Origin of the sequence: Mesorhizobium sp. (assembly GCF_041661565.1) — a bacterium.
GTDB lineage: Bacteria > Pseudomonadota > Alphaproteobacteria > Rhizobiales > Rhizobiaceae > Mesorhizobium.
The window spans coordinates 79,521-101,117 of the sequence record NZ_JBAZUD010000002.1 but is presented as its reverse complement, the minus strand read 5'-3'; the positions used below and the strand labels follow the sequence as shown (position 1 = coordinate 101,117).

Below are 21,597 nucleotides of genomic sequence, written 5' to 3'. Positions count from 1 at the left end.
GCGCTACAAATTGAGTATCATCGCGAACAAATCGGCGAAGTAAGTCTGGCAATCTCGCTGCGGTAGCGTTTGCCCAGGTGGCGTGCAAATCGTCAGTTACCCAAGCATAGGCCAGGAACTCCTCGACGGTTCCAGCCCGGCGGCGAACGAGGCCGGCGCCAGCTTGCGAGGCAGCTGATGGCCGGCCGAGGGACAGGTCCGCCCCCCTCCGACGCACCGCTGGGTCGTGACGTAGCGTTATGCTTTGGCGGATTGCACTTTCGCCTTCCGCTTCACGGGCGCTTTTACAGCCGGCGCCTCAGCCTTTGCCTTACGCCCAAGCCCTATCGACTTTGCCAGGGCAGACCGCGTGGCCGCGTAGTTGGGGGCAACCATCGGGTAGTCCGCGGCCAGGCCCCATTTGGCGCGGTAGGCATCGGGTGTCATGCCGAGTTGCGCAATGTGACGCTTAAGGGATTTGAACTTCTTGCCGTCATCGAGGCAGATGATGAAATCCGGCGTCACCGATTTCTTCGGATTAACTGCGGGAGCTTTCATCTCAACAACCGGCGCGATCGGGGCTCCAAGTCCAGATAGCGAAGCGTGAACCGATGCTATGACTTCGGGCAGGCCAGCCGTCGGCAAAGGGTTGTTGCGAACATAGGCAGACACGATGTCGGCTGTAAGTTCGATGAGTTCGGCTGCGCTGTTGTCTGTGGTGTCGATCATTCCTGGTCCTTTGCCGGGTTTTCAAGAAAGGACACATGGACAAGGGCAGTAAGTTAGTCAATCTTTCCTGACCGCAATTCTGCAGCACGCTGGGCCTGGTATTCATCTGTGGCTCGCAACTTATCCGGATTACCGTGCCAGGCTCCGTTCCTCTATATCCCGACCCGCGGCCCGGCGCCGTTCTTCAACGCTGATCCGCTACGATGATAATCGTACCCCGGCGTGGGTGAACTGCCTGAGATATCGAGATGAACCTGAACATGAACGTCATTGTTCGTCTCTTGGGGCAATCGCCTTCCAGCCTTCGGCGACGTCCAGCCTAGGTCAATCGCGCTCGGGTCGTGCGCGGCGTGGCCAGAAGCAGGCTGGTTTCGCTGCCGGTTATGCCCGCGATGAGCCGGATCCGGCGCAGCACGGCGTCAAAATCGGTGAGCGAGGCCGTTCCGAGCTCGACCACCAGGTCCCAGCGGCCATTGGTCGTGTGAATGGTCGAAACCTCTGGGAAGCCGCCAAGCGCACGGATCACGCGATCCGCCGCATGGCCCTCGATCTCGATCAGCATGACGCCGCGTATCCGCTGGTCGACGGCGTCAGCGCGCAACACCACGGTATAGCCGATGATCTCGCCGGCCCTTTCCAGCCGCTCCATGCGCGACCTGACCGTGGCGCGCGAGACGCCGAGATCGACCGCAAGATCGGAGATGCTGCGCCGCGCATCGTGCCTCAGAAGCGTCACCAGCCTTTCGTCGAAAGCGTCCATGCGTGTCCATTTCGGTCAAAGCAATCGTCCATTACGATAGAATATTGTTCCCGAAATGCCAATTCTCCCTGTTCAAAGTGCCGGAGCATGATGGTCCACTCCATGGATCAATCGTGAGGGCGAAAGAGAATCATGCGCTGCAGGATCGTTGGCGTGCCGGTGCAAGACGGCGCGGGCAGGATGGGATGCGAGATGGGGCCGAGCGCGCTGCGCACGGCAGGGCTTGTCTCGGTCCTGTCGGGACTCGGCCATGAGGTCGAAGACTGGGGCGCGGTGCAACCGGCCGCGGCACGCGCTGTGGTGCATGGCAACCTTGCACTGAAGGCCCTGCCGGAGATTTCCGCCTGGACCGCGGCGATAGCCGGGACCGCCTACGCCGCCTCGCAGGACGCCATGCCGATTTTCCTTGGCGGCGATCACGCGATATCGGCCGGCACCGTATCCGGCATTGCGCGCCGGGCCGCCGAGCGCGACCGGCCGCTTTTCGTGCTGTGGCTCGACGCGCATCCGGATTTTCACACGCTCGACACCACCGTCAGCGGCAATCTGCACGGCGTGCCGCTCGCCTATGCCAGCGGCCGGCCAGGCTTCGACGGCTATTTCCCTGACCTGCCCGTCGCCGTCGATCCCGCCCGCATCTGCGTCATGGGCCTGCGCAGCGTCGACCCGGCCGAGCGCCGGGCGCTCAGCGAAGCGGGCGTGACAGTGCACGACATGCGCAGCATCGACGAATACGGCGTCGCGCCATTGCTGCGCGCCTTCCTGACCGTCGTTGAAGAGGCCAAGGGCCTGCTGCATGTCAGCCTCGATGTCGACTTCCTCGATCCCTCGATCGCGCCGGCTGTCGGCACCACCGTGCCGGGCGGCGCCACCTTCCGCGAGGCGCATCTGGTGATGGAGATGCTGTCCGACAGTGGTCTGGTCTCCAGCCTCGACCTGGTCGAGCTCAACCCGTTTCTCGACGAGCGCGGCCGCACCGCGACCCTGATGGTCGACCTCGCCGCCAGCCTGATGGGCCGCCGCATCATGGACCGCCCGACCCGCAGCCATTCCGGAAGCATTTCATGACCCAGCCATCGCGCCTTGCCATCGTCCCCTTCGTCAGCGTCGACCGTATGATGAAGCTGGTGTTGACCATCGGCGTCGAGCGGTTCCTGACCGAGCTCGCGGCCTATATCGAGGAGGATTTCCGCCGCTGGGAGCTGTTCGACAAGACGCCGCGCATCGCCTCGCACAGCCATGACGGCGTCATCGAGTTGATGCCGACCAGCGACGGCCATCTCTACGGCTTCAAATATGTCAACGGCCATCCAAAGAACATGCGCGAGGGCCGCCAGACGGTCACTGCCTTCGGCGTCCTCGCCGATGTCGGCTCTGGCTATCCGATGCTGCTGACCGAGATGACGATCCTGACAGCGCTGCGCACCGCGGCCACCTCGGCTGTCGCGGCCAAATATCTGGCGCCCAGGGGTTCACGCTCCATGGCCATCATCGGCAACGGCGCCCAGTCGGAATTCCAGGCCGTCGCCTTCAAGGCGCTGCTTGGCATCGACCGTGTGCGGCTCTACGACATCGATCGCCAGGCTTCGGAAAAATGCGCCCGCAACCTCGCCGGCAAAGGTTTTGACATCACCATCTGCACGACGGGCCAAGATGCGGTGGAAGGCGTCGACATCATTACCACGGTCACCGCCGACAAGCAGTGCGCCACCATCCTGACCGACAACATGGTCGGCTCCGGCGTTCACATCAACGCGGTCGGCGGCGACTGCCCGGGCAAGACCGAACTCCATCGCGACATCCTGCTGCGCTCCGACATCTTCGTCGAGTTTGCGCCGCAAACGCGCATCGAGGGCGAGATCCAGCAGCTCGACGCCGACCATCCGGTGACGGAGCTGTGGCAGGTGATGACCGGGCAGGCAGAAGGCCGCAAGGCGCCGGAACAGATCACGCTGTTCGATTCCGTCGGCTTTGCCACGGAGGATTTTTCAGCCCTGCGCTATATCAGAGACCAGCTCCAGGCCACCGGCCTCTATGAAGAGCTCGATTTGCTTGCCGACCCCGACGAGCCGCGCGACCTCTTTGGCATGCTGCTCAGGGCTGGCTTGCGGCCGGCCGCCTGAGCTTCAGGCGTCGCGGCCGGATGCGTGCCGCAGCCAGTCCACGAAATCCGCTACCTTGCGTCGCGCATCCGCGCGCGCCGGATAGAGCGCGTAATAACCATAGCCGCTTTCGACGATGCGCTCGAATGGCGCCACCAGGTCTCCGGCGTCGAGGTCCTGCTGGGCGAAATTCAGATCGCCCATGGTGATGCCGTAGCCGCTGGCGGCGGCGGTCATGGCGAAGTCCTGGGTGTCGAAAACCTGGTTGCGCGCCGGCTGCAGCGAGTAGGCCCCTTCCGCCTGCAGCCACAGCGCCCAGTCACTGTGGCGCGCATTCGAGTGCAGCAGGACGCAGCTGTCGAGATTTTCCACCAGCGGCGGATCCCCCAGCCTGGAGAGCATCCGCGGCGAACACATCGGCGTCAGCCGTTCGTGCAGCAGCGGCAGCACGTCCATGCCGGGCCAATGGCCGTTGCCATAGGTGATCAGCATGTCGATGTCGCCGACGGAAAAATTCGGGCGCACGAACCAGGCCGTGTCGATGTTGATGTTCAGATCGTCATATTGGCGGTGAAGGTCGGACAAGCGCGGTAGAAACCATTTGCGGGCGAGCGTCGGCGGCATGCGCACGGTCAGCGAACGCACCTTGCTGCGCGTCGCCTCGAAAGAGCTTTTCAGCGATGCCAGCAGGCTGTTGACCACCGGGAACAGCGCCATGCCGCGCTCGGTCAGCACCACCTTGCGGGTGTGGCGCTCAAACAGGCTGCAGCCGAAATAATGCTCCAGCTGCTGCACTTGGCGGCTGATGGCGCTCTGGCTGAGATGGAGCTCGGCGGCCGCGGCCGTGAAGCTGCCGGTTTCCGCCACGACGGAAAAGGTCTGCAGCGTCTGCAGCGGCGGCAGCCTGTTCTGGCCGGACCTTGGTTCCATTGCGCGGCCTCCATGCCCTTGGGAAGAGTCTGGCATGAAAGCAGCAAGGCGACCTAAGGCAAAGTCCGATCTATCGCAAAAGTTCTCTCACGCTGGCGATAGCGCGCCTGACCTGCGCGGGGGCGGTGCCGCCTTTGTGATTGCGGCTGGCGACCGAGCCCTCGACCGTCAGCACGTCGCAGACCTCCGGCCCGATCGCGGACGCGATGGCCTGCATGTCGGCCAGCGGCATTTGCGCCAGGGTCGCCAGCCCGCGGTCACGGGCGAGGCCAACAATCGCGGCCACCGCATGATGCGCGTCGCGGAAAGGGACGCCGGCGCGCACCAGGTAGTCCGCCAGATCGGTCGCCGTCGAATAGCCCTGGTCGGCGGCAGCCAGCATCCTGTCCTTGCGGACCTTGATCGTGGCGATCATCTGCGCTGTGACGGTGACCGCCGCGCGCACTGTTTCGAACGTGTCGGTCAATGGCGGCTTCGACTCCTGCTGATCCTTGTTGAAGGCCAGCGGCTGGCTTTTCATCAAGGTGAGGGCAACAGTGAGGTTGCCGATGACGCGCGCCGCCTTGCCGCGCACCAGCTCGGCCAGATCCGGATTGCGCTTCTGCGGCATGATCGACGAACCCGTGCAGAACTGGTCGCCGACCTCGATGAAGTCGAACATCGGCGTGCACCACAAGATCACTTCCTCGCTGAAGCGCGACAGATGGCCCATGACGATGGCGCCGGCGTTGCAGATATCGATGACGTAGTCGCGATCCGAAACCGCATCCATCGAGTTGCGGAAGGCCGAGGCGAAACCGAGTTGCGCGGCGCTATAGTCGGGGTCGATGGGATAGCCGCTGCCGGCCAGCGCAGCCGCACCGAGCGGACAGACGTTCAGGCGCTCGCGTGCCTGCGTCACGCGTTCGAGGTCGCGCAGGAACATCTCGACATAGGCCATGAGATGATGGCCGAAGGTGACCGGCTGGGCGACCTGGAGATGGGTGAAGCCGGGCATGATGGTGTCGGCATGGGTTTCCGCGAGATCGGTGAAGGCATGGATCAGACCCTTCAGTTCGCCAGCCAGCGCGTCGAGCTCGGCACGCGCGTAAAGACGAATATCGGTCGCCACCTGATCGTTGCGCGAGCGGGCCGTGTGCAGCTTCTTGCCGGCGTCGCCGACCAGAGCAGTCAGCCGGCTCTCGACATTCATGTGAACGTCTTCGAGTTCCTTTTTCCATTCGAACGCGCCCGACCGCATCTCTTCGGCGATCTGGACGAGCCCGGCCTGGATATCGGCATTTTCCTTCGGGGTCAGGATGCTCGCGCGCGCCAGCATCGCGGCATGCACCTGCGAACCCGCCACGTCGTAAAGCGCGATGCGCTTGTCCTGGTCCAGGCACTCGTGGAAGTCGCGGAAATCCGTCGAAACCGCCTGCTTGAAGAGGGGCGACCATGTCGTCTGGGTCATTGTCTGTGTCTCACGCTTTGGATTTGAGGCCGCCTTGCGGCAGTCGGGGATCAGCCAGGCCCCTGCAGCAGGGGCAGGAGTTTGCGCGCATCTGCGCAGCTGTCGAGGTCAAGGACGAGGGCGCGGATGGCTACGACCTTGGCGGCAGGCAGGACGGCACCCGCCAGGTCGGTGTATTTGGCGACCAGCTGCGCGTCGCTCAGCGGATTGAGCGGGCCGCCGAGCGGGAATTCCACCGTCGCCTGATGACGCTGGCCGTCCATGGTCACGACCGTGATGGACGGTTCGTCCTCGTCCTTCATTGCGGCATCGACGCGAACGGCGATTCGGTCCAGCCAATCGGCTACGGTCGGATCCGACCAGGCTGTCGCCTCCAGCTCCGCCAGGAAAACCTTGCCGTAGCGCAGTCGCGCGGCGATGGCATAGGGCAGGCTCATCTGGGCCTGCGGCCGCGACTGGATCACCTTCCCGCCGCACATGCCGAACTGGAAGCGGCTCATATCGGCCTCGACGGAAGCTATGTCCGATACGCTCAGCCCATGCCGTGAAGAAATCAGGTCGATCGCATCGATGGCCGAATGCGTGCCGCGGCAGGTGGCGTAGGGCTTGATAGAGCAGCGGTTCAGCCGCCAGTTGTCACCGAAGTCTGAAACCAGCGCCGAGGCATGCGCCTTTCCGGCGCAGAAGGTCGCGAAGAAACTGCCCCACACCGTCGGCTCGAACACCGCGTCGGGACCTTGGAAACCTTGCGCGGCGAGACAGGCGGCGATGACACCGCCTTCGGCCGCGCGCCCCGGATGCAGCTTCTTTGCCGGGCTGCCGTTTTGAATGAAGGCCCAGGTGCCGCCGGCATAGGAGCAGGCGGTGCCCAGCGCGGATGCCATTTTGCGCGCATCGAATTCCAGCAGCATGCCGGCGGCGGCCGCCGCGGCGAAAGGGCCACATGTTCCGGTCGAATGCCAGCCGAGATCATTGTGGGATTCATAACCGCCGGCGGCCTCCAGCACGCGCCGGCCGACCTCGTAGCCGAGGAGAACGCTGCGCAGCAGTTCACGACCGGAAACCGGCCGCGCGATCTCGCCCAGGACGGCAAGTGCTGCCGGCAGAACCACCGCGCCCGAATGATCGCAGCCGCCACTGTCATCCAGTTCGAAGGCATGCGCCGAAACGCCGTTGACGAAGGCAGCCGTGCGCGCGTCGGCGCGAACGGACGATCCCCAGACCGGCGCGCGCCCTTGCCCCTCGCCGAGGCCGAGGGCTGCCATCGTCATCCGGGTTTCGCCGGAGGCCGATCCGGCAATGGCAACGCCCAGCGTGTCGAGAATATGCAGCTTTGCCTTGTGGACGGTCGCGTCTGGAAAATCCTCGAACGCCGTCGCGCAGATCTTCGTCGCCAGCTGACCGGCCATGTCAGCACTCATCTCACTCATGCTCCCGGCGATAGGCGGCGTAGACATTGATGGGGTGCTGCGCAGGCGTCGGCACCGCGTTGGCGGCGTGCCATGCGGCAATCTCGGCGCCGGTGGCGATCCAGACATCGTCGAACCCGCTTATATGACGCAGCAGCGCTTCCAGAATGGGAATGCGCCCCGGCGTCCCCGTCCATTCCGGCCGCAACTGCAGCACATAGCAGAGGCCGAACTTGCGGTAGGCATCGAACTCGGCGATCCAGTTGCCCAGGACGCCGTCATAATCGGGGATGCGACCCTGCCCCTTGGGGAAGGCCGGGGTGAAATTGAACTGGAAATAGGGCCGGTCTTCAAGTTCGATATGGACCGGAATCTCGGTCAGCCCCGACGCGTGCGGATAGGGTACGTCATCGCCATTGAGGGAGGCCGACCAGAGATATCCTGCCTCCTGCAGCATGGCGTCGAACGCATGCGGCCAGTTTCCAGCCGGCAACCGGAACCCACCTGGCGAACGGCCAGACAATTCCCCCAGCACGTGGCGCGATCGTTTGAGAAGCGTGAGCGCCTCTCGTTCCGGCAGCGCGTCATAGCGCTCGAAGAGCCAGCCATGGCTTTCGATCTCGTGGCCGGCGCCGGCAACAGCGCGCACCAGCTCGGCATGGTTCGACGCCACGCTGCCCGGCACAAACCAGCTGGTGCGGATATCGGCAGCGGCAAAGGCCTGGCACAAACGCTCGACGCCCCGCGCGGCGCCATATTTCCACACCGAAAGGCTCTTGCTGCGCTGGAGCAGATCGGGGGCCTTGGAGACCGCGTCCATGCCATCGTCGAAGATTATGGAAATCATCGCCGCGCAGCTTTTGCCAGCGGGCCAGGCGAACGGTGCAGGGGTCATGGCGTCTGCTCCGGACCGGCCGCGTGGCGGTCGATCCACCATTGGGCGACGTCCTGGCACCTCGCCGTCCAGACGGCGTCGCCATGGTCGCGGATGCGCCCGAAAAGGCCTTCAAGAATACCGAGGCGTCCGGGCTTGGCGCAGACCTTCGGGTGCAGAATGGTCGTCCAGCACAATCCTGCCCGATGGTAGCCCTCGAATTCGGCACACCAGTTGCGCTCGACTGTGCGGTAGTCGGAAATGCGGTCGAGACCGATCGGAAAGTCCGGCTCCTCCGTGTAGGCGAGGGCGGTGTAGTCATCGATGTCCCAGCGCGCCGGGATTTCGACCAGACCGGGGCCTGGTCCCCGTGGTGGATGGAAATAGGGCCGGTCGTCACCGCGCATCGAACTGGAATAGATGATGCCGAAATCACGCAGCAGCGCCGCTGTCTCCTCACTCCAGTCTCCGGACGGGGTGCGGAATCCGACCGGGGTGACGCCGAGCCGCTGCTGGAAGATGGCGCGCGACCGCTCCATGATCTCAAGCTGTTGTTGCGGCGAGCAGTCGATAAAAACCTCGTGGTGGTGGCCGTGATAGGCGATCTCACACCCTTGACGCAGGATTCGCGCGCAGATGTCGGTCCAGTGCAGGACGACCCAGGTCGGCACGAAAAAGGTGGCCTTGAGCTCATAGGCGCCAAGCAGGTCGAGCAACCGGGGCAGGGCGCGCCAAGGGCCATAGGCGCCTTGGGTGAAATAGCGCGGGTTGGACAGAAGCGAGCCGTCGAGCATGGCGTCGCCGGTCGGGCCATCGACATCGAAGGCAAGCGCGACGGCGGACCGCCGGCCTTGCGGCCAAACCGGCCGGGTCTGCTGGAGGCGGGGAGGAATTGGCATTGCATGCCTCTGTTGGGCAGGTTGGCTGCCGAGCCCAAGAGTTTCCTCGAGCTCGGCGTTGGCACGAAGCAGGGGTTGCCGACAAAGCCTGACGGCTCCGGCCAACTGCTGGCTTCTGGAGACGGGCCTGCAGCGTTTTCGAAGACGGCGCCGGCCCGGAAGACGCTGGTGCGCCTTACTTCACGCCGTTGATGACGGCCTTCGGCACCGCGTTGTGAACGAGGCCCCACTTCTTGAGGATTTCGCCATAGGTGCCGTCCTTGATGACCTCGTCGAAGGCGGTGGCCACCGCGTCGCGAAGCGCGGTGTTGTCCTTCTTGAAGCCCATGCCGAACGTGTCGTTGCTGAGCAACGGATCGCCGACGAGGATGAACGTATCCGGCTCGAGCTTCATCTGGTAGGCGATGGTCTCGATGCCCTGCACGACCGCGTCATAGCGACCCTGCTTCATGCCCATGCGCGCGGCATTCGAATCGGCCGTGCCTTCAAACTTGATCGCCGGCTTGCCTTTGCCTTCGCAATTGGCGGCGCTCCAGTCCTTCACATTTTCACCGAAGCTGGTGCTGCGGCTGCCGGCAACCGTCTTGCCGCACAGGTCGACCGTCTGCTTGTACTGTCCCGCATTGGCCTTGGTGGTGAACAGGATCGGGCCGCTGGTGATGTAGTCGACAAAATCCATGCTGGCCTGGCGTTTCACATTGTCGCTCATGCCCGAAATGATCATGTCGGCGCGGCCGGTCTGCAGGCCGCTCTGTAGCTCCTGGAACGCGGAGGTGACGAACACCGTCTTGAGGTTGAGCTTCTTGGCGACGGCGTTGGCGAGGTCGACGTCGAAGCCGTCGATGGTGCCGCTGTCGGGATTGACGAACTCCATCGGCGGATAGATCGGGTTGGTCAGGATGCGGATTTCGCCATCGGTGATCAGGTTCAGCTTGGTTTCGGCGCAAGCCGCGCTGGCCGTAAGCAGAGCGATCGCCGAGACGATCAGGTGGGTGATTTTCATTGAAGTTCTCCTCACTGGGTTTGTCTTGATTGGAAGGGACCTAGAGCACCGCGGAGATGAAGTTGCGGACCCTTGGGTTTCGTGGGTTTTCGAAAATCTCGGCGGCGGTGCCGGACTCGACGATGCAACCTGCATCCATGAACAGCACACGGTCGGCCACCTCGCGGCAGAAACCGATCTCATGGGTGACGACGATCATCGTCGTGCCGGAAGCGGCCAGCTCCTTCATCACGCCTAGAACCTCGCCCACCAGTTCGGGGTCGAGCGCCGAGGTCGGCTCGTCGAACAGCATCGCCTTGGGCTTCATGGCCAGCGCCCTGGCGATGGCGACGCGCTGCTGCTGGCCGCCGGAGAGTTCGCCGGGATAGGCATCTGCCTTGTCGGCCAGCCCGACGCGCTGCAGCAATGCCCGCGCCTCCGCGACGCAATCCTGCAGGGGCCGCTTCTGCACGCCGACCGGCCCCTCGACGATGTTGCGCAGCACTGTCAGGTGCGGAAACAGATGGAAGCGCTGGAACACCATGCCGACCGATTGCCGCTGCCGCGCGATCTCGCTGTCGGGCAGCGGATGGAGGCGGTTGCCGTCACGGCGGTAGCCGATGATCTCGCCATCGACGGCGACATAGCCGGCGTCGATGGTCTCGAGCTGGTTGATGCAGCGCAGGAAGGTGCTCTTTCCCGATCCCGAGGGGCCGATGATGCAGACCACCTCGCCCTTCATGATCTCGAACTCGATGTCGCGCAGCACATGAAAAGTACCGAAATATTTCTGCAGACCCTTGGCGGTGATGACCGCTTCCATCACGCGGCCTCCACGGCTGCCGGCTGCACGGCCTGCGTCTGGTTGCGGCGGCCCCAGCCCTTGGAGAAATGCCGTTCGATGTAGATTTGGCCGATGCTGAGCACGGTGACCACGACCATGTACCAGGCGGCGGCGACGATCAGCAGTTCGATGACGCGGGAATTGACGTAGTAGATGTCCTCCACACTTCTCAGCACCTCGGAATACTGGATGACGCTGGCAAGCGAGGTCAGCTTGACCATGCCTATCGTCTCATTGCCGATCGGCGGCACGATCACCCGCATGGCCTGCGGCAGCACGATCTTCATCATCGCGCGCAGCTTGGTCATGCCGATCGATTGGGCGGCCTCCAACTGGCCCTTGTCGATGGAGAGGATGCCGGCGCGCACGACCTCCGCCGTGTAGGCGCCTTGCTGGATGCCCAGGCCGAGGAAGGCCGCGACGAACGGCGTCATCACGTCGACGGTGCGCACGGAGAACAGCCCGAAGAAGCCGATCGTCGGAAAGATCAGAGCCAGGTTGAACCACAACAGCAGCTGAAGCAGCGCAGGCGTGCCACGGAACAGCCAGACATAGCCGACCGATATGCTGCGAAACACCGGGTTGTCGGACATCCGCATGATGGCGGCGATGACGCCGAGAAGGATGCCGAGCATCATGGCGAAGAAGGTCATGACGATGGTGTTGACGACGCCCCTCATCACCGATTTCGAGAACAGGTTCTCGGCGACATAGTTCCAGCCGATGTCGCCGTTCCAGAAGGCCCGCACCAGAAGCAGCAACAACACAATGCAGACGGCGGCCATGATCTTGGTGCCGATCTGGCGGCGAGGCACGATGACGAGACTGCCTGGGTCGGCAAGCACGGAAGCGTTCATCTCATTCCCCTGAGCTCTTTGCGAGCTTCAATTTATGTCAGGGACGAGCTTATGGGTGTTTAAGTGATGCCAACAAACGAATTATCGACATGCGATTTATGATGAAAATGCATAAATTCAAAAGCCTGTCAGGCGACGCTGGACAGCGTATCTGGTGGGGCCCATCGGCTTTCCAGCAGCCGCTCGAAGACGCTTGAACGTCGTCCCGAAAAAGAGCGGCGCGGCCGGTTCGCTGGAGGCGACGGGTTATGGACTGGGCACCGGTCTAGGCATCACCCTGTTCGGCGTCGTCACGTCGAGCGTGTTCAGCCGAACCATCGCACTCCCTTCCGGCTTTGTCATTGGATCTGTTCGAGCAGGCATCCGGAACGATCGGCGACACCTCCATCGTCGCAGGCCAGATTTCGGGTGCGCAGGGTGATGCGTTGACCAGGGCAGGCGGAAGCGTCTTCGCCCAGGCGCACTCAGTGTCGTTGACGACGGCGGCCGGTTTGATCGCGTTGCTGGCGGTGGTGGTGTTCTTCACGCTGGCCGGGTATCGCATCCAGTCCCATGCGCATCATTGACCAACTCTCGAAGGGTACCGGGCATGCAAATCGTCGAAACCGAACGCCTGACCCTCAGGCGCTTCCGTGAGGGGGATGCAGAAGACCTCTTTGCCTATTTGCGGGCGCCCACCGCCACCTGCTTCCTATCGCTGAAGCTCGCGGACCTGGCCGAGGCGAAGGCCGAGGTGAAAAAGCGCGCCCTCGACGCGGGCAGCGTGGCTGTATGCCTGAAACAGACCGGTCAAGTCATCGGCGATCTTTTCGGCGGCGGGGCAGGAGAGGAGGAGGAAGACGGGACGACCTCGGTCGGATGGAACCTCAATCCCCAGTTTGGTGGCCAAGGATATGCGTTCGAAGCGACACGAGCCCTGCTCGATCACTTGTTCCGGGCAAGGGGCTTCCGCCGGATCTATGCCTATGTCGAGGACCACAACAAGCCTTCAAAGCGCCTCTGCGAAAAGCTCGGCATGCGCCGGGAGGGCGTGTTCATCGAGTTCGTATCGTTCACCAATGACGATGCGGGCAACCCGATCTACGAAAACACCATGCAATACGCCATCCTGCGTCACGAGTGGATGTCTGGCCGTCCAGCACTTCATGAGTGCGCGTCATGATCGGCATGCATGTGCTGAGACGCCGTGTTCCGACGCATAAACGGCGGCGTTTGCCTGATCCTTCAGGTGGATAGTCTGACGCCGCTGGTGGACGACCTGTGCACCGTGACGCTGCCGACAGCGGGTACCTCGACCTGCGCGTCGAACCGGTTCACCTCCCAAGCAGATTTCCGAGGTGGCCGATCTGAGAGCCGACGGCTTCACGCTTTCCCTCGATCTGTCCGACATCGCCGTGGTTGTCGACCCGGTCCGCGTCCGTCAAGCCCTTCTCGCACTCGTCACGAACGCGCGGCGCTATACGGTGCGCGGCGTGATCACGATCTCGCTGACCGCGTACGGCGACGAGACGGTGCTGAGCGTCGCCGACGACGGGGCCGGACTCGCGCCGGACGTGAGAACACGCATCTTCGAGCCGTTCATGTAGGGCGATCCGATCAGGGCGCGCGAGCTTGGCGGCAAAGGGCTCGGTCTTTCGGTGGTCCACGCCATCGTTGAAGCGCACGCAGATACGTCCGCCACCGACCGCCGCTGACCGGCGGCGCGCTCTTCGAGATGGTCTTCAGGACCTCGATGGCCAAGCCGCGATAGTGCCGGAGGTTCGGTAAACCTGGTGGCAATTTGCGGCGTCAAGGCAGCCGAAAATTCGCGTCCAAGCGTGTGACGCCGCCATATTTGTGCTGGTTGTTGACGAGGTTGGAAAACAGGACGGCGAAAACAGCAACGACCGCACATGCAATGCAGAAATTTCGGGCAATCATTGAGTGCCTCCTTGTGCAAGCTGCCTACCGGTCAGAGATCGAGGGAAGATGGAGGGCCTGTGCAGACCTGGTGGAGCGCGGCGCGCACAGGCATTGCAAGAACGTTAAAGAGGCCCACTCCAACGGACACCCTATCCAAAAGCTCGGTCAACTCAAGATCACCGGATTGATATGATTGGTCGCCTGATTCGTTTCGCAGTCTGCGCGCTCGGACTCTCCGTGGCGCCAACAACAATGCCCACCAGATCTGCGGAATTGACAGGGTGCATAGGCAACAACTGGGGAGACCTACTCGCCTCCTTGGAACCCCAAGAGACGGGCCCACCAGATGGCTCAGCGGACTTTGTCTGCGGCGATCGTTTGGGCTTTCGCGGTTCACTGCAGCGGCGCTGCCGATCCGCGCTTCTGGTTCTGGCTCATCATTCTGCTTGCCGCCCCAACGATCCTGTTGCTGCGCACACTGTCCCTGCGTTCCCTAGCCCCCGACGTGACCAATAAGGCTGGAATTCGGACACCTGTCATCGCCCCCCTTGATTGTGTCCGGCATCGTCTGGGCGCTGCTGGCACAACTCCTGCTGTTCGACCTGCATCTGCCTAACCTATATTCCGGCACGTCTTTGCTGATCGCCGTTGCAGCGACGACGCTACTCATCTGCGAAACTGTGCGACGATGCCCGTTCCCTGAAGATTTAGCGCGACGGTCCTGGGGGCGCTGGCTGCTGAGCATCACTGCTGTGGCGATCATCGCCGGATCGGCTGCCTCCGCCCTCACGATCGATATGTCCGCAACCTCGCCCCTGGCCGCAAGTCGTCGCTGCAGCCGCCAGACCGCGCCGGAAACCCGGCTTGCTGGTTTCATTGGGGAGCTAGACTATGTGCCTGTCTTCGCCCAGCGCTCAGTGTTCTTTAGTCGCGAACTCGCCGTCGCATATCAGCTCGGATACTTCCAGCGGATCCAGGAGAGGATGGAATATCTCCGTCGCCTAGTTCAAACGACCGACAAGGCGGAGCTCGCTCACCCTCTAGCGCAGGACCGGTTCGACATCCTCCTCGTTGGCGACGACACGCTGGCGGACGGCACGGTCCCACGCGACTTCCATATCTTCTTTCCCTCGAACGATCCGGTAGCGGGGACGACGGCTCTGGCCGCGATGTGCCGTATCAAGTCGATCGGCTCAGTGTCGTTGCTCAACGCGAGTTGTTTGCGAAGCGCCGCAATGGTGTCCTGATGTCTGTCTCAGTGTTGATAGCAGGGCCGTTCGAAACTAGGCAACAATTGACCTTTCAATCATGATTTTAGTCCACGGCTTTCCAGCTGACGGGAGACCGCTTCGAAAGCAGCAAAGCGGAAGCCTCAAATGCTTGGGCACTGAGGTGGCGTGGCTCACGGGCTTAGTCGTCACGGCATCTGGCCCTGCCACAAGGGCAATCCACTTTCTGCAGCGAAGTCTCTATCCTCCGCATAGATTGGCTCGCCTCGTCTCACCACCTGTCTAAGCACCTTCGCATCTTCATCCGCGTGATACCGGAACGCATTTCGGCTATCGTATCCATGCCCGGCCTGGGACAGGGAAAACCCGCTGACGACAACAGGAGCAAAACCGGCGAAACGGGCCAGAATGATGGCGAAGGCTCCGGTGGAGATTTTGCGGTGCCAGCCGGGGCCCATATGATATTTGCCGCTAAGCTGCCAAACGATGTTGGCAAGCTGCCACTTGGTAAACGCCTGCAAGGTGTCATAGCGATAATTGAAGGTGCGACAACCGGCTTTCAGCTTGTCCTCCACGTCTGGCCACACCGGGATGATCAGGTGCTTTACCTGACGTCCTTTTAACAAGTCGCGCTTGTAGAAATCCTGCTTACCCGCGTCGACTAAAATGCCGCGGCGGATCACGGCGATATCGGGAACAGAGAGGCCGAACGTCTCAGCCAATAGCTGGGAGGCATTAACGGTCACGAGTGCCCAATTGCCATCATGGCGCTGCGGGAGGCGAAAATTCGGCGCCGACCCCATCACCAGGGCGGGACCACTGGCCTTGGGCAAGAGAAGTTTTGGCTTTGAGAAAAATGGCAAGAGATCAGAAAGTGCAGTCGTCATTTGGGAAGGTGGCCCGAACATTCCTCATACGCGCGCAGAATGCTCTCTTCTCGGGTCCACAATTCGTCCCATTGCGTGGCGCCGGACCAGCCTGCAAACCAAGGGCCGCCGAGCGTGTAGTGCGCGAGCGAAACATCGGCGGGGTCAAGTTCGGAAGCCGAAGCCCCGACCAGGTAGTTCCATGCCAGAGGCAATTCCCCGATCTCATGGTCCTCAAGCCATTTGAAGGCGTGGAGGTCACGCCCGGGCCACGTATTAAGCATTTCGTTGGTCAGCCGTTTGTTGGCGGGATGATCCAGATTCCACAAAACGACCGACGACCAATTTTTGCGGCGATAGAACGTCTGCATTTGTCCGTCCATCTTGACCGCCTCCGATTCGCGTTGCCGGTGCTTGACCGCCATAATCGCGTAGGAAGGATCGACCAGGTCGAACAGTTCGGTTGGATCCTTCAGAAAAAGGACGTCGCAATCACAGAACATGGCCCAGCCGCTTTGCCGTAGAAACGGAACGGCAAATCGCGATATGGCAAACTCAGTCGCCATCGGTGCATCGGAAATCGGGCACCATAGCTTACCATCGCGGACCTCCATCGGCCGCTTCATGATCCCTTGGGTTTCAAGATCTTTGAGCACGAGCGGCTCTATCTGCAACGGTGTGCTTGTCCGCCGGTAGGCGCTCCATCGCGCTACGTCCAGAACCCGGGATTCGCGTGGATCATACCCAATGTAGATCGGTATCATGTTGTAACTCGACAATTTGATGTGAATTTACTCGATTATGCATGGGAGCACTGCAGGCGGAAGACCCAGAGCACAGCTAATCGCTGGGGGCGGGATATTAATGAGTCCTCAGTGCCTGTGCCAACTCGAAGGTGGGTCGATACGTGCGTCGCGATACCGGCGGAAGGCCGGCCGATCCGAATGAGGGTTCTACGAGTCGCCAGACCGAAGAGCAGTCGATCGTCGTTCTGACGATTGGTGTTGCGGGAGATGGCTCGGCGAGCCGGATAACCCCGGCTTCGTTTCTCGATGTCAGCGAGAGACTGATCGCAAGCCTGCATTCTGGGAGTTTTCATCGGGGCTAAGACCACCATATGCGAGGTGCATAAGTACAACGACATATGCGTTCATCGGTGCGACCGCGCAAAAGCGCGCGGCTACTGAGGTAGAGGGAGCGCTGTCCGGCCATTTTCTTCGATCACCTCGTCATTTCAAGTCGAGAAGACTTCATAACACGTGGTTCGGCGGATCGCGGCAGCGCTATAAGCGCTTTAATTGATATTATGCCCGTCACGACGCAACGGTACGATGATTAGGGAACTCGCCCATCAATTGTCGGGCACGGCAACTCATAACGCGGCCTCTCCACAGGGCGATGTGGGATCGAAATGGTCAAGTAGCAATCCGGAGGCCTGAAGCAGTTCGAATGCTGCAATCGCGACATCCACCACTTTGACCCGGTGTACACAGTAGACACCGCCGGGATTATTCGGACGGCAGCGACCCGGGGCCACACACTGGCAGGGTAATGGCGGCGCAATGGTTCGGTTGGGAACGCCAAGAGGCCCCCAGATATCAGGGGGCGTCAAACCGTATATACCCACCACGGGTGTTCCAGCTGAGGCCGCGAGATGCATCGGGCCACTCTCATTTCCCAGGAAAATGCGGGCATCGGCAAGCAGCGCAGTCAATGTTTCTAGGGAGACACTACCCACGAGGCTTCTTACGGGGGACACCGCGGTCTCGATAATTTTCTGCGCGGTCGCACTCTCTTCCGGGCCACCAATAAGCAAGGATATAAGACCGGTCCTTGAGTAGATCTCATCAATCACCCTGGCGAAGCGCTCCGGTTGCCAGCACCTGCCTTCGAATCTTGCGCCGGCGTGTACTGCGATAAAGGTGCCCCTGGCCAAGCTGATCTGTTGCAGTACCTTTGCGCATTCGGCACGTGCCTCTGGGCCGGCTTCAAGTCTAGGTATCGGGTCGGCTACGTCCACTCCTAAAGCCCGAAGTGGTGAAAGATACCTTTGGAGGTAATGCGCATCGCCATGGCCATGTGTGGCGGCCAAGATATTGGCGGGCTGGGTTTCCCAGAATTTTAAAGGGCTCTCAGGAGGATCGAAGCCAACACGGAGAGGCGCCCCTATCAGCCGATGCAACAGCCGCGATGATTTCGAGTCACTCAGATCTATGGTTAGATCGAAATCCCGGCTGCGAACCTCCGCGAGTACGCTTCGGTACTCCTTGAAGCGTTGCCAAAGACTCATCCCCCGTCCTCGGATGTCAAAACCTATGGCTTGGTCCACGATCTGTTGTTTGACCACGAATTGCCTCAGTCCCATGGTGCAAAGCATGGTGACCGTGGCATCCGGATAGGCCAGCCGCAGGTTTCGCACCATCGCGGATGTCAGAATGACATCGCCAATGTATTTCGTCTGGATGATCAGGATCGAGTGTATCGCGTGCTTAAGGTGATGCGGTTCAGTTGACACGCTGGATCACGACGGATGGTAGATTTCGTGCATCGCAACCAACGTCGAGCCGCAACAGCAGTTCCACACGAGCGACCGATATTCTGACATCGCCGCAAAGACGCCGGCCTCCCGCGAGCAGGGAGGAGGAAATTGCGATTGTCCAGGACGTTGGCCGTCCTCGAAAAAGGATTGCCAACTGACCCTCTTTCATCCGCAGCTTTGCTTATGCTCGTAGTGACTTGCGCCATCCTGCCTTGGCCTTTGCCGACACCTCCGCGTGCCTGTCAACTCCAAGACTGTCGCGGCCAAGCCAGAGCCTATATGGCGCGCGCAAAACTCGCCATCTTCGGCAATTGTCGCAATGGCTCGAGCAAACCCTCAAAGCATTGCCAAAACGATGAAATTGAACGGTTCATGGCGGAGGCACTGCACAAGAGAACATTGTTAAGCCGCTTATATCGCTACCTGTGACCATCATCGAGCCTCCAGCCAACGCACGCCGTGCTGCTAAGACGGTGCGTGACATCACTGGGCAAGATGCGACGTTCAGTCAGTGGCAGGCGACGGGACCGGTACGGCCTCCTACGGCTGGGTAGCGGCCTTTGTCTTCCGCTTCGAAGGCGCCTTCTCAACAACCGGCGCTTCGGCCTCTGCCTTGCGGCCCAGCCCGAATGACCTCGCCATTTCTGACCGCCTGTTGGAATAGCTTGGCGCCACCATCGGGTAGTCCGCCGGCAGGCCCCATTTGGCGCGATATGCGTCCGGCGTCAGATTGTAGCGGGCACGGATGTGCCGCTTTAGCGATTTGAACTGCTTGCCGTCTTCCAGGCAGATGATGAAATCCGGCGTCACCGATTTCTTCGGGTTGACGGCCGGTACAAGCTCCTTGGGCGGCGTTGCGCTAGGCTCCCTGAGACCCGAAAGGGAGCGGTGAACCGAAGCGATCAAATCCGACAGACCCGCGACCGGAACTGAATTGTTGCTGACGAATGCGGACACAACGTCTGCCGTCAGTTCGGCTAGTTCGGCCGCGTTGTCGCTGGCTTGGTCAGTCATTCGATGATCCTTGTGGGGATTGAGAGCGCCGGAAGACGCTGGGGATAGCTAGGCTGTTTGGCAGCAAAGGCAAGCCATCCACACCTAAGCGATGCCGTCAGTCTCATTGTCATCCTCGAGTTGTCCTACGGGTATATAGGAGTTCGTTTCTAGCCAATCCCGCAATATGATCTTGATGAGGTCCGTCTGACCGATCCGCATTTCGGCGGCAAGAGAATTCAGTGCGTCCTCCACCCTCGCATGGAGCGACATGCCGGGGACGTTTCGGAGCATCAATGCAGCCCGTCTTAGGATTGATGGCAGATTGGCTTGGGGAATATCGGCGATGCGATCAGCGGCGCTCTCAAGCTCTTTGGCGATTGATAAACGCGTCATGCTTCCTAATCCGGTTTGGCAATAGCAGGCTCCCACCATGCACAGCAATTCAAACCAACAACGGGGTTATTGGGGAATAGTTCAGAACGTTCTTGAACTAACGACCGATGCAGTCACCCTTCGTGCGGGTGGGCATCAACGGATGAAAGGCACCTGCGATGCACCTTGCCGAAGTTTCGAAAGCCACTGCCCGTGGTAAAAAACAGTTTCGTCGAATGCGTCGGCGCGGAACCACCAACCAAGGAATTTTGATTTGGACGAAAAGCACTAAGACGCACGCGGGTTGCCCGCCGCTGACGGGACGTTCCGGCCTGCTTGCCGCCTTGTGGCGGGTCCGCAAACAATGAAGCCCGCCACCGTGAGGCAGCGGGCTATGATGGTCTGGCCAGTCTCGAGTTTTCAGCGTGGGGCGAGCCCTGCATATTGGTCGGCAAGCCACAGCTGGCCCTCTTGGGGCAGGCTAGGGTCGTTGCTCCATGCCGCGTCCCCGTAGTCCTCGGCGCAAGAGCCTTCGGCGTTGTTCATGTCCTCCAGGTCGCAATAGTCCCCTTCGCGGTCATCGGTCCCGACGACTTCGGGGCCGCCTGCAAGCCATGGCTCTAGATCGGGGTCGGCGTCAAAATAATCGAGCTTGGAAATCACGCGCTCGATTTCGTCTTCAATTGATCGGCGCATGGGCAGATCGGCAGGACAAGCATGTGCCGTCATTTGCGTTCCCCCAAGAGCGAGCGAAGGAAGGCAAGAGCGCGTATTCTTTGCTCGCCAGCATGAAGCAAGCCCGGATTGAGTCGAACGGCTCCTGGGTTTTAAGAAAGAACCGGGCTTTGGTCCGCACGCCTTCCAGCGTCTCGCAAGGAACGCAAAAACGGCGCGTTCGGATTCCTCATATGGCGCTCATTCCGCCCCGTCATCGAAAGCGGCCTTGGCGTTGGCTTCCTTCGCCTCAATGTAGGCGGCCAGCACTGAGATTGTGCGCGGCCGCATAGACATCATGGCCGCGATCCGGTCCGCGATCAGGGCCAAGCGCCTCAAACTGATCGAGGATGGGCAGACCTCGACCGGTGGCTTAGGCCGTGCGGTTCATCAGCCGCCTGTAGCGATAACACCAACTCTCGATAGATTCGCGCGGTGGTGACCCTTGAAAAACCAAACGAGGTCGTTCGCGCGACGGAGAGGCGGTCGGCAAAAAGGCGGGACAATAGCGCTCGCCTACAATCGATCTGCACATTTTTTCGCCGTCCTTTCACCGCGACTCAATTGGGCGCAAGTGGGCGTCGCCGCCGCCCATTTTTCCCTTCAGACAAGATGTGCCCGTGTCTTTTGGCGTGCCTCTCGACGAGAGAGCATTGCTGGCGCATTGGAGTCGGTGACCGGGACGATTGTCGGGCAATCAACGCCGAGAACCGCGGCAGCCGGCCAGGTCAATGCTATTGCGAGCCCACGCTTCGCTCGATCGGGCGCAGGCATGGTGAGGGCCACCTCGCCATCTGCCTCCGCCTGATCAATGAGACTGGCAACGGCCTGGAGCCGTCTTAGCGCTGCCCGTGTTGGGACGGGCGGCTCCGATCTCTTCGACGCATTCGACGGCATCGGCCTGGCCCGCGTCAGGTCCCTTGCTAAGCACCTGCCCCGCTCCCCGCCGGAGAATTGGAGCTGACAGCCTTCATTTTAACCAGCAGTAGGGGGACCTACGACGCCGAGCGAAATACCAAAAGGTCAGACGATCAATTAGAGCTCCGCGCGTTTATCTGATCGATGAGGTGAAACTACCATCGGGTCGAGCAGGCGTCGCTCGCTCGGAAACCAATGCCAACACAAACAGCACCACCGCAAAAATGAATGGGCCGAGAAGGATTG

General features: G+C 61.3%; 22 protein-coding genes. 6 read left to right on the top strand and 16 right to left on the bottom strand.

Annotated elements, in window-relative coordinates:
• Positions 1-237: 237 nt before the first annotated feature.
• On the bottom strand, positions 238-708 hold the full coding sequence (locus tag WC739_RS00930) for a MucR family transcriptional regulator (RefSeq protein ID WP_372951123.1): 471 nt from the start codon (positions 706-708) through the stop codon (positions 238-240).
• Positions 709-1,027: 319 nt separating this feature from the next.
• Positions 1,028-1,468 (bottom strand): Lrp/AsnC family transcriptional regulator, encoded by a 441-nt coding sequence (locus WC739_RS00925; protein ID WP_372951122.1) that lies wholly within the window; start codon positions 1,466-1,468, stop codon positions 1,028-1,030.
• A gap of 132 nt (positions 1,469-1,600) precedes the next feature.
• On the opposite strand from WC739_RS00925, the gene rocF reads away from it, so the two are divergent.
• Both rocF and WC739_RS00915 read left to right on the top strand, forming a co-directional pair.
• The gene (gene rocF, locus WC739_RS00920) at positions 1,601-2,536 is read left to right on the top strand and encodes an arginase (RefSeq protein WP_372951121.1); all 936 of its coding nucleotides are present in this window, start codon (positions 1,601-1,603) and stop codon (positions 2,534-2,536) included.
• Positions 2,533-3,591 (top strand): ornithine cyclodeaminase, encoded by a 1,059-nt coding sequence (locus tag WC739_RS00915; RefSeq protein WP_372951120.1) that lies wholly within the window; start codon positions 2,533-2,535, stop codon positions 3,589-3,591. The genes rocF and WC739_RS00915 overlap by 4 nt, the downstream gene beginning before the upstream one ends.
• A 3-nt stretch (positions 3,592-3,594) precedes the next feature.
• Here the strand turns inward: WC739_RS00915 and WC739_RS00910 are convergent, their stop codons facing one another.
• The 8 genes from WC739_RS00910 to WC739_RS00875 all read right to left on the bottom strand — a co-directional run bounded on the left by WC739_RS00910 (position 3,595) and on the right by WC739_RS00875 (position 11,815).
• A complete protein-coding gene (locus tag WC739_RS00910) occupies positions 3,595-4,500 on the bottom strand; it encodes a LysR substrate-binding domain-containing protein (RefSeq protein WP_372951119.1) in 906 nt (301 codons plus the stop codon).
• Between the two features lie 70 nt (positions 4,501-4,570).
• Positions 4,571-5,950 carry an argininosuccinate lyase gene (gene argH / locus WC739_RS00905; protein WP_372951118.1) on the bottom strand — a complete coding sequence of 460 codons (1,380 nt, stop codon included), beginning with the start codon at positions 5,948-5,950 and terminating at the stop codon, positions 4,571-4,573.
• 50 nt (positions 5,951-6,000) lie between these two features.
• A complete protein-coding gene (locus WC739_RS00900; RefSeq protein ID WP_372951117.1) occupies positions 6,001-7,371 on the bottom strand; it encodes an MmgE/PrpD family protein in 1,371 nt (456 codons plus the stop codon).
• Position 7,372: 1 nt separating this feature from the next.
• Positions 7,373-8,254 carry a polysaccharide deacetylase family protein gene (locus tag WC739_RS00895; RefSeq protein WP_372951116.1) on the bottom strand — a complete coding sequence of 294 codons (882 nt, stop codon included), beginning with the start codon at positions 8,252-8,254 and terminating at the stop codon, positions 7,373-7,375.
• On the bottom strand, positions 8,251-9,132 hold the full coding sequence (locus WC739_RS00890) for a polysaccharide deacetylase (RefSeq protein WP_372951115.1): 882 nt from the start codon (positions 9,130-9,132) through the stop codon (positions 8,251-8,253). Before WC739_RS00890 ends, WC739_RS00895 begins: the two co-directional genes overlap by 4 nt.
• A 175-nt stretch (positions 9,133-9,307) precedes the next feature.
• On the bottom strand, positions 9,308-10,135 hold the full coding sequence (locus tag WC739_RS00885) for an ABC transporter substrate-binding protein (RefSeq protein ID WP_372951114.1): 828 nt from the start codon (positions 10,133-10,135) through the stop codon (positions 9,308-9,310).
• A gap of 40 nt (positions 10,136-10,175) precedes the next feature.
• Positions 10,176-10,937, bottom strand: a complete 762-nt coding sequence (locus WC739_RS00880) for an amino acid ABC transporter ATP-binding protein (RefSeq protein ID WP_372951113.1) — start codon at positions 10,935-10,937, stop codon at positions 10,176-10,178.
• Positions 10,937-11,815 carry an amino acid ABC transporter permease gene (locus WC739_RS00875; RefSeq protein ID WP_372951112.1) on the bottom strand — a complete coding sequence of 293 codons (879 nt, stop codon included), beginning with the start codon at positions 11,813-11,815 and terminating at the stop codon, positions 10,937-10,939. Before WC739_RS00875 ends, WC739_RS00880 begins: the two co-directional genes overlap by 1 nt.
• Before the next feature lie 341 nt (positions 11,816-12,156).
• Here WC739_RS00875 and WC739_RS00870 point away from each other — a divergent pair, with 341 nt between their 5' ends.
• The 4 genes from WC739_RS00870 to WC739_RS00855 all read left to right on the top strand — a co-directional run bounded on the left by WC739_RS00870 (position 12,157) and on the right by WC739_RS00855 (position 14,964).
• The gene (locus tag WC739_RS00870; RefSeq protein ID WP_372951111.1) at positions 12,157-12,381 is read left to right on the top strand and encodes a hypothetical protein; all 225 of its coding nucleotides are present in this window, start codon (positions 12,157-12,159) and stop codon (positions 12,379-12,381) included.
• 23 nt (positions 12,382-12,404) lie between these two features.
• On the top strand, positions 12,405-12,977 hold the full coding sequence (locus WC739_RS00865; protein ID WP_372951110.1) for a GNAT family N-acetyltransferase: 573 nt from the start codon (positions 12,405-12,407) through the stop codon (positions 12,975-12,977).
• 175 nt (positions 12,978-13,152) lie between these two features.
• Positions 13,153-13,401, top strand: a complete 249-nt coding sequence (locus WC739_RS00860; protein WP_372951109.1) for an ATP-binding protein — start codon at positions 13,153-13,155, stop codon at positions 13,399-13,401.
• Between the two features lie 870 nt (positions 13,402-14,271).
• Positions 14,272-14,964 carry a hypothetical protein gene (locus WC739_RS00855; RefSeq protein WP_372951108.1) on the top strand — a complete coding sequence of 231 codons (693 nt, stop codon included), beginning with the start codon at positions 14,272-14,274 and terminating at the stop codon, positions 14,962-14,964.
• Between the two features lie 170 nt (positions 14,965-15,134).
• Here the strand turns inward: WC739_RS00855 and WC739_RS00850 are convergent, their stop codons facing one another.
• From WC739_RS00850 to WC739_RS00825, 6 genes are all read right to left on the bottom strand, one after another.
• On the bottom strand, positions 15,135-15,833 hold the full coding sequence (locus WC739_RS00850; RefSeq protein WP_372951107.1) for a hypothetical protein: 699 nt from the start codon (positions 15,831-15,833) through the stop codon (positions 15,135-15,137).
• Complete coding sequence (locus WC739_RS00845; RefSeq protein WP_372951106.1) at positions 15,830-16,576, bottom strand: hypothetical protein; 747 nt, start codon at positions 16,574-16,576, stop codon at positions 15,830-15,832. Before WC739_RS00845 ends, WC739_RS00850 begins: the two co-directional genes overlap by 4 nt.
• Before the next feature lie 608 nt (positions 16,577-17,184).
• Positions 17,185-18,327, bottom strand: coding sequence for a glycosyltransferase family 9 protein (locus tag WC739_RS00840; RefSeq protein ID WP_372951105.1), 1,143 nt, complete (start codon positions 18,325-18,327; stop codon positions 17,185-17,187).
• 564 nt (positions 18,328-18,891) lie between these two features.
• Positions 18,892-19,365 (bottom strand): MucR family transcriptional regulator, encoded by a 474-nt coding sequence (locus WC739_RS00835; protein WP_372951104.1) that lies wholly within the window; start codon positions 19,363-19,365, stop codon positions 18,892-18,894.
• Positions 19,366-19,449: 84 nt separating this feature from the next.
• Positions 19,450-19,740 carry a hypothetical protein gene (locus tag WC739_RS00830; RefSeq protein WP_372951103.1) on the bottom strand — a complete coding sequence of 97 codons (291 nt, stop codon included), beginning with the start codon at positions 19,738-19,740 and terminating at the stop codon, positions 19,450-19,452.
• A gap of 399 nt (positions 19,741-20,139) precedes the next feature.
• Positions 20,140-20,448 carry a hypothetical protein gene (locus tag WC739_RS00825; RefSeq protein ID WP_372951102.1) on the bottom strand — a complete coding sequence of 103 codons (309 nt, stop codon included), beginning with the start codon at positions 20,446-20,448 and terminating at the stop codon, positions 20,140-20,142.
• Positions 20,449-21,597 lie beyond the last annotated feature (1,149 nt).

Coding starts and splice junctions, on each gene's coding strand:
- rocF (WP_372951121.1), top strand. CDS start 1,601: ATGCGCTGCAGGATCGTTGGCGTGCCGGTGCAAGACGGCGCGGGCAGG.
- WC739_RS00865 (WP_372951110.1), top strand. CDS start 12,405: ATGCAAATCGTCGAAACCGAACGCCTGACCCTCAGGCGCTTCCGTGAG.
- WC739_RS00850 (WP_372951107.1), bottom strand. CDS start 15,833: ATGACGACTGCACTTTCTGATCTCTTGCCATTTTTCTCAAAGCCAAAA.
- WC739_RS00890 (WP_372951115.1), bottom strand. CDS start 9,132: ATGCCAATTCCTCCCCGCCTCCAGCAGACCCGGCCGGTTTGGCCGCAA.
- WC739_RS00875 (WP_372951112.1), bottom strand. CDS start 11,815: ATGAACGCTTCCGTGCTTGCCGACCCAGGCAGTCTCGTCATCGTGCCT.
- WC739_RS00925 (WP_372951122.1), bottom strand. CDS start 1,468: ATGGACGCTTTCGACGAAAGGCTGGTGACGCTTCTGAGGCACGATGCG.
- WC739_RS00930 (WP_372951123.1), bottom strand. CDS start 708: ATGATCGACACCACAGACAACAGCGCAGCCGAACTCATCGAACTTACA.
- WC739_RS00825 (WP_372951102.1), bottom strand. CDS start 20,448: ATGACGGCACATGCTTGTCCTGCCGATCTGCCCATGCGCCGATCAATT.
- WC739_RS00885 (WP_372951114.1), bottom strand. CDS start 10,135: ATGAAAATCACCCACCTGATCGTCTCGGCGATCGCTCTGCTTACGGCC.
- WC739_RS00845 (WP_372951106.1), bottom strand. CDS start 16,576: ATGATACCGATCTACATTGGGTATGATCCACGCGAATCCCGGGTTCTG.
- WC739_RS00880 (WP_372951113.1), bottom strand. CDS start 10,937: ATGGAAGCGGTCATCACCGCCAAGGGTCTGCAGAAATATTTCGGTACT.
- WC739_RS00835 (WP_372951104.1), bottom strand. CDS start 19,365: ATGACTGACCAAGCCAGCGACAACGCGGCCGAACTAGCCGAACTGACG.
- WC739_RS00900 (WP_372951117.1), bottom strand. CDS start 7,371: ATGAGTGCTGACATGGCCGGTCAGCTGGCGACGAAGATCTGCGCGACG.
- argH (WP_372951118.1), bottom strand. CDS start 5,950: ATGACCCAGACGACATGGTCGCCCCTCTTCAAGCAGGCGGTTTCGACG.
- WC739_RS00830 (WP_372951103.1), bottom strand. CDS start 19,740: ATGACGCGTTTATCAATCGCCAAAGAGCTTGAGAGCGCCGCTGATCGC.
- WC739_RS00895 (WP_372951116.1), bottom strand. CDS start 8,254: ATGACCCCTGCACCGTTCGCCTGGCCCGCTGGCAAAAGCTGCGCGGCG.
- WC739_RS00915 (WP_372951120.1), top strand. CDS start 2,533: ATGACCCAGCCATCGCGCCTTGCCATCGTCCCCTTCGTCAGCGTCGAC.
- WC739_RS00910 (WP_372951119.1), bottom strand. CDS start 4,500: ATGGAACCAAGGTCCGGCCAGAACAGGCTGCCGCCGCTGCAGACGCTG.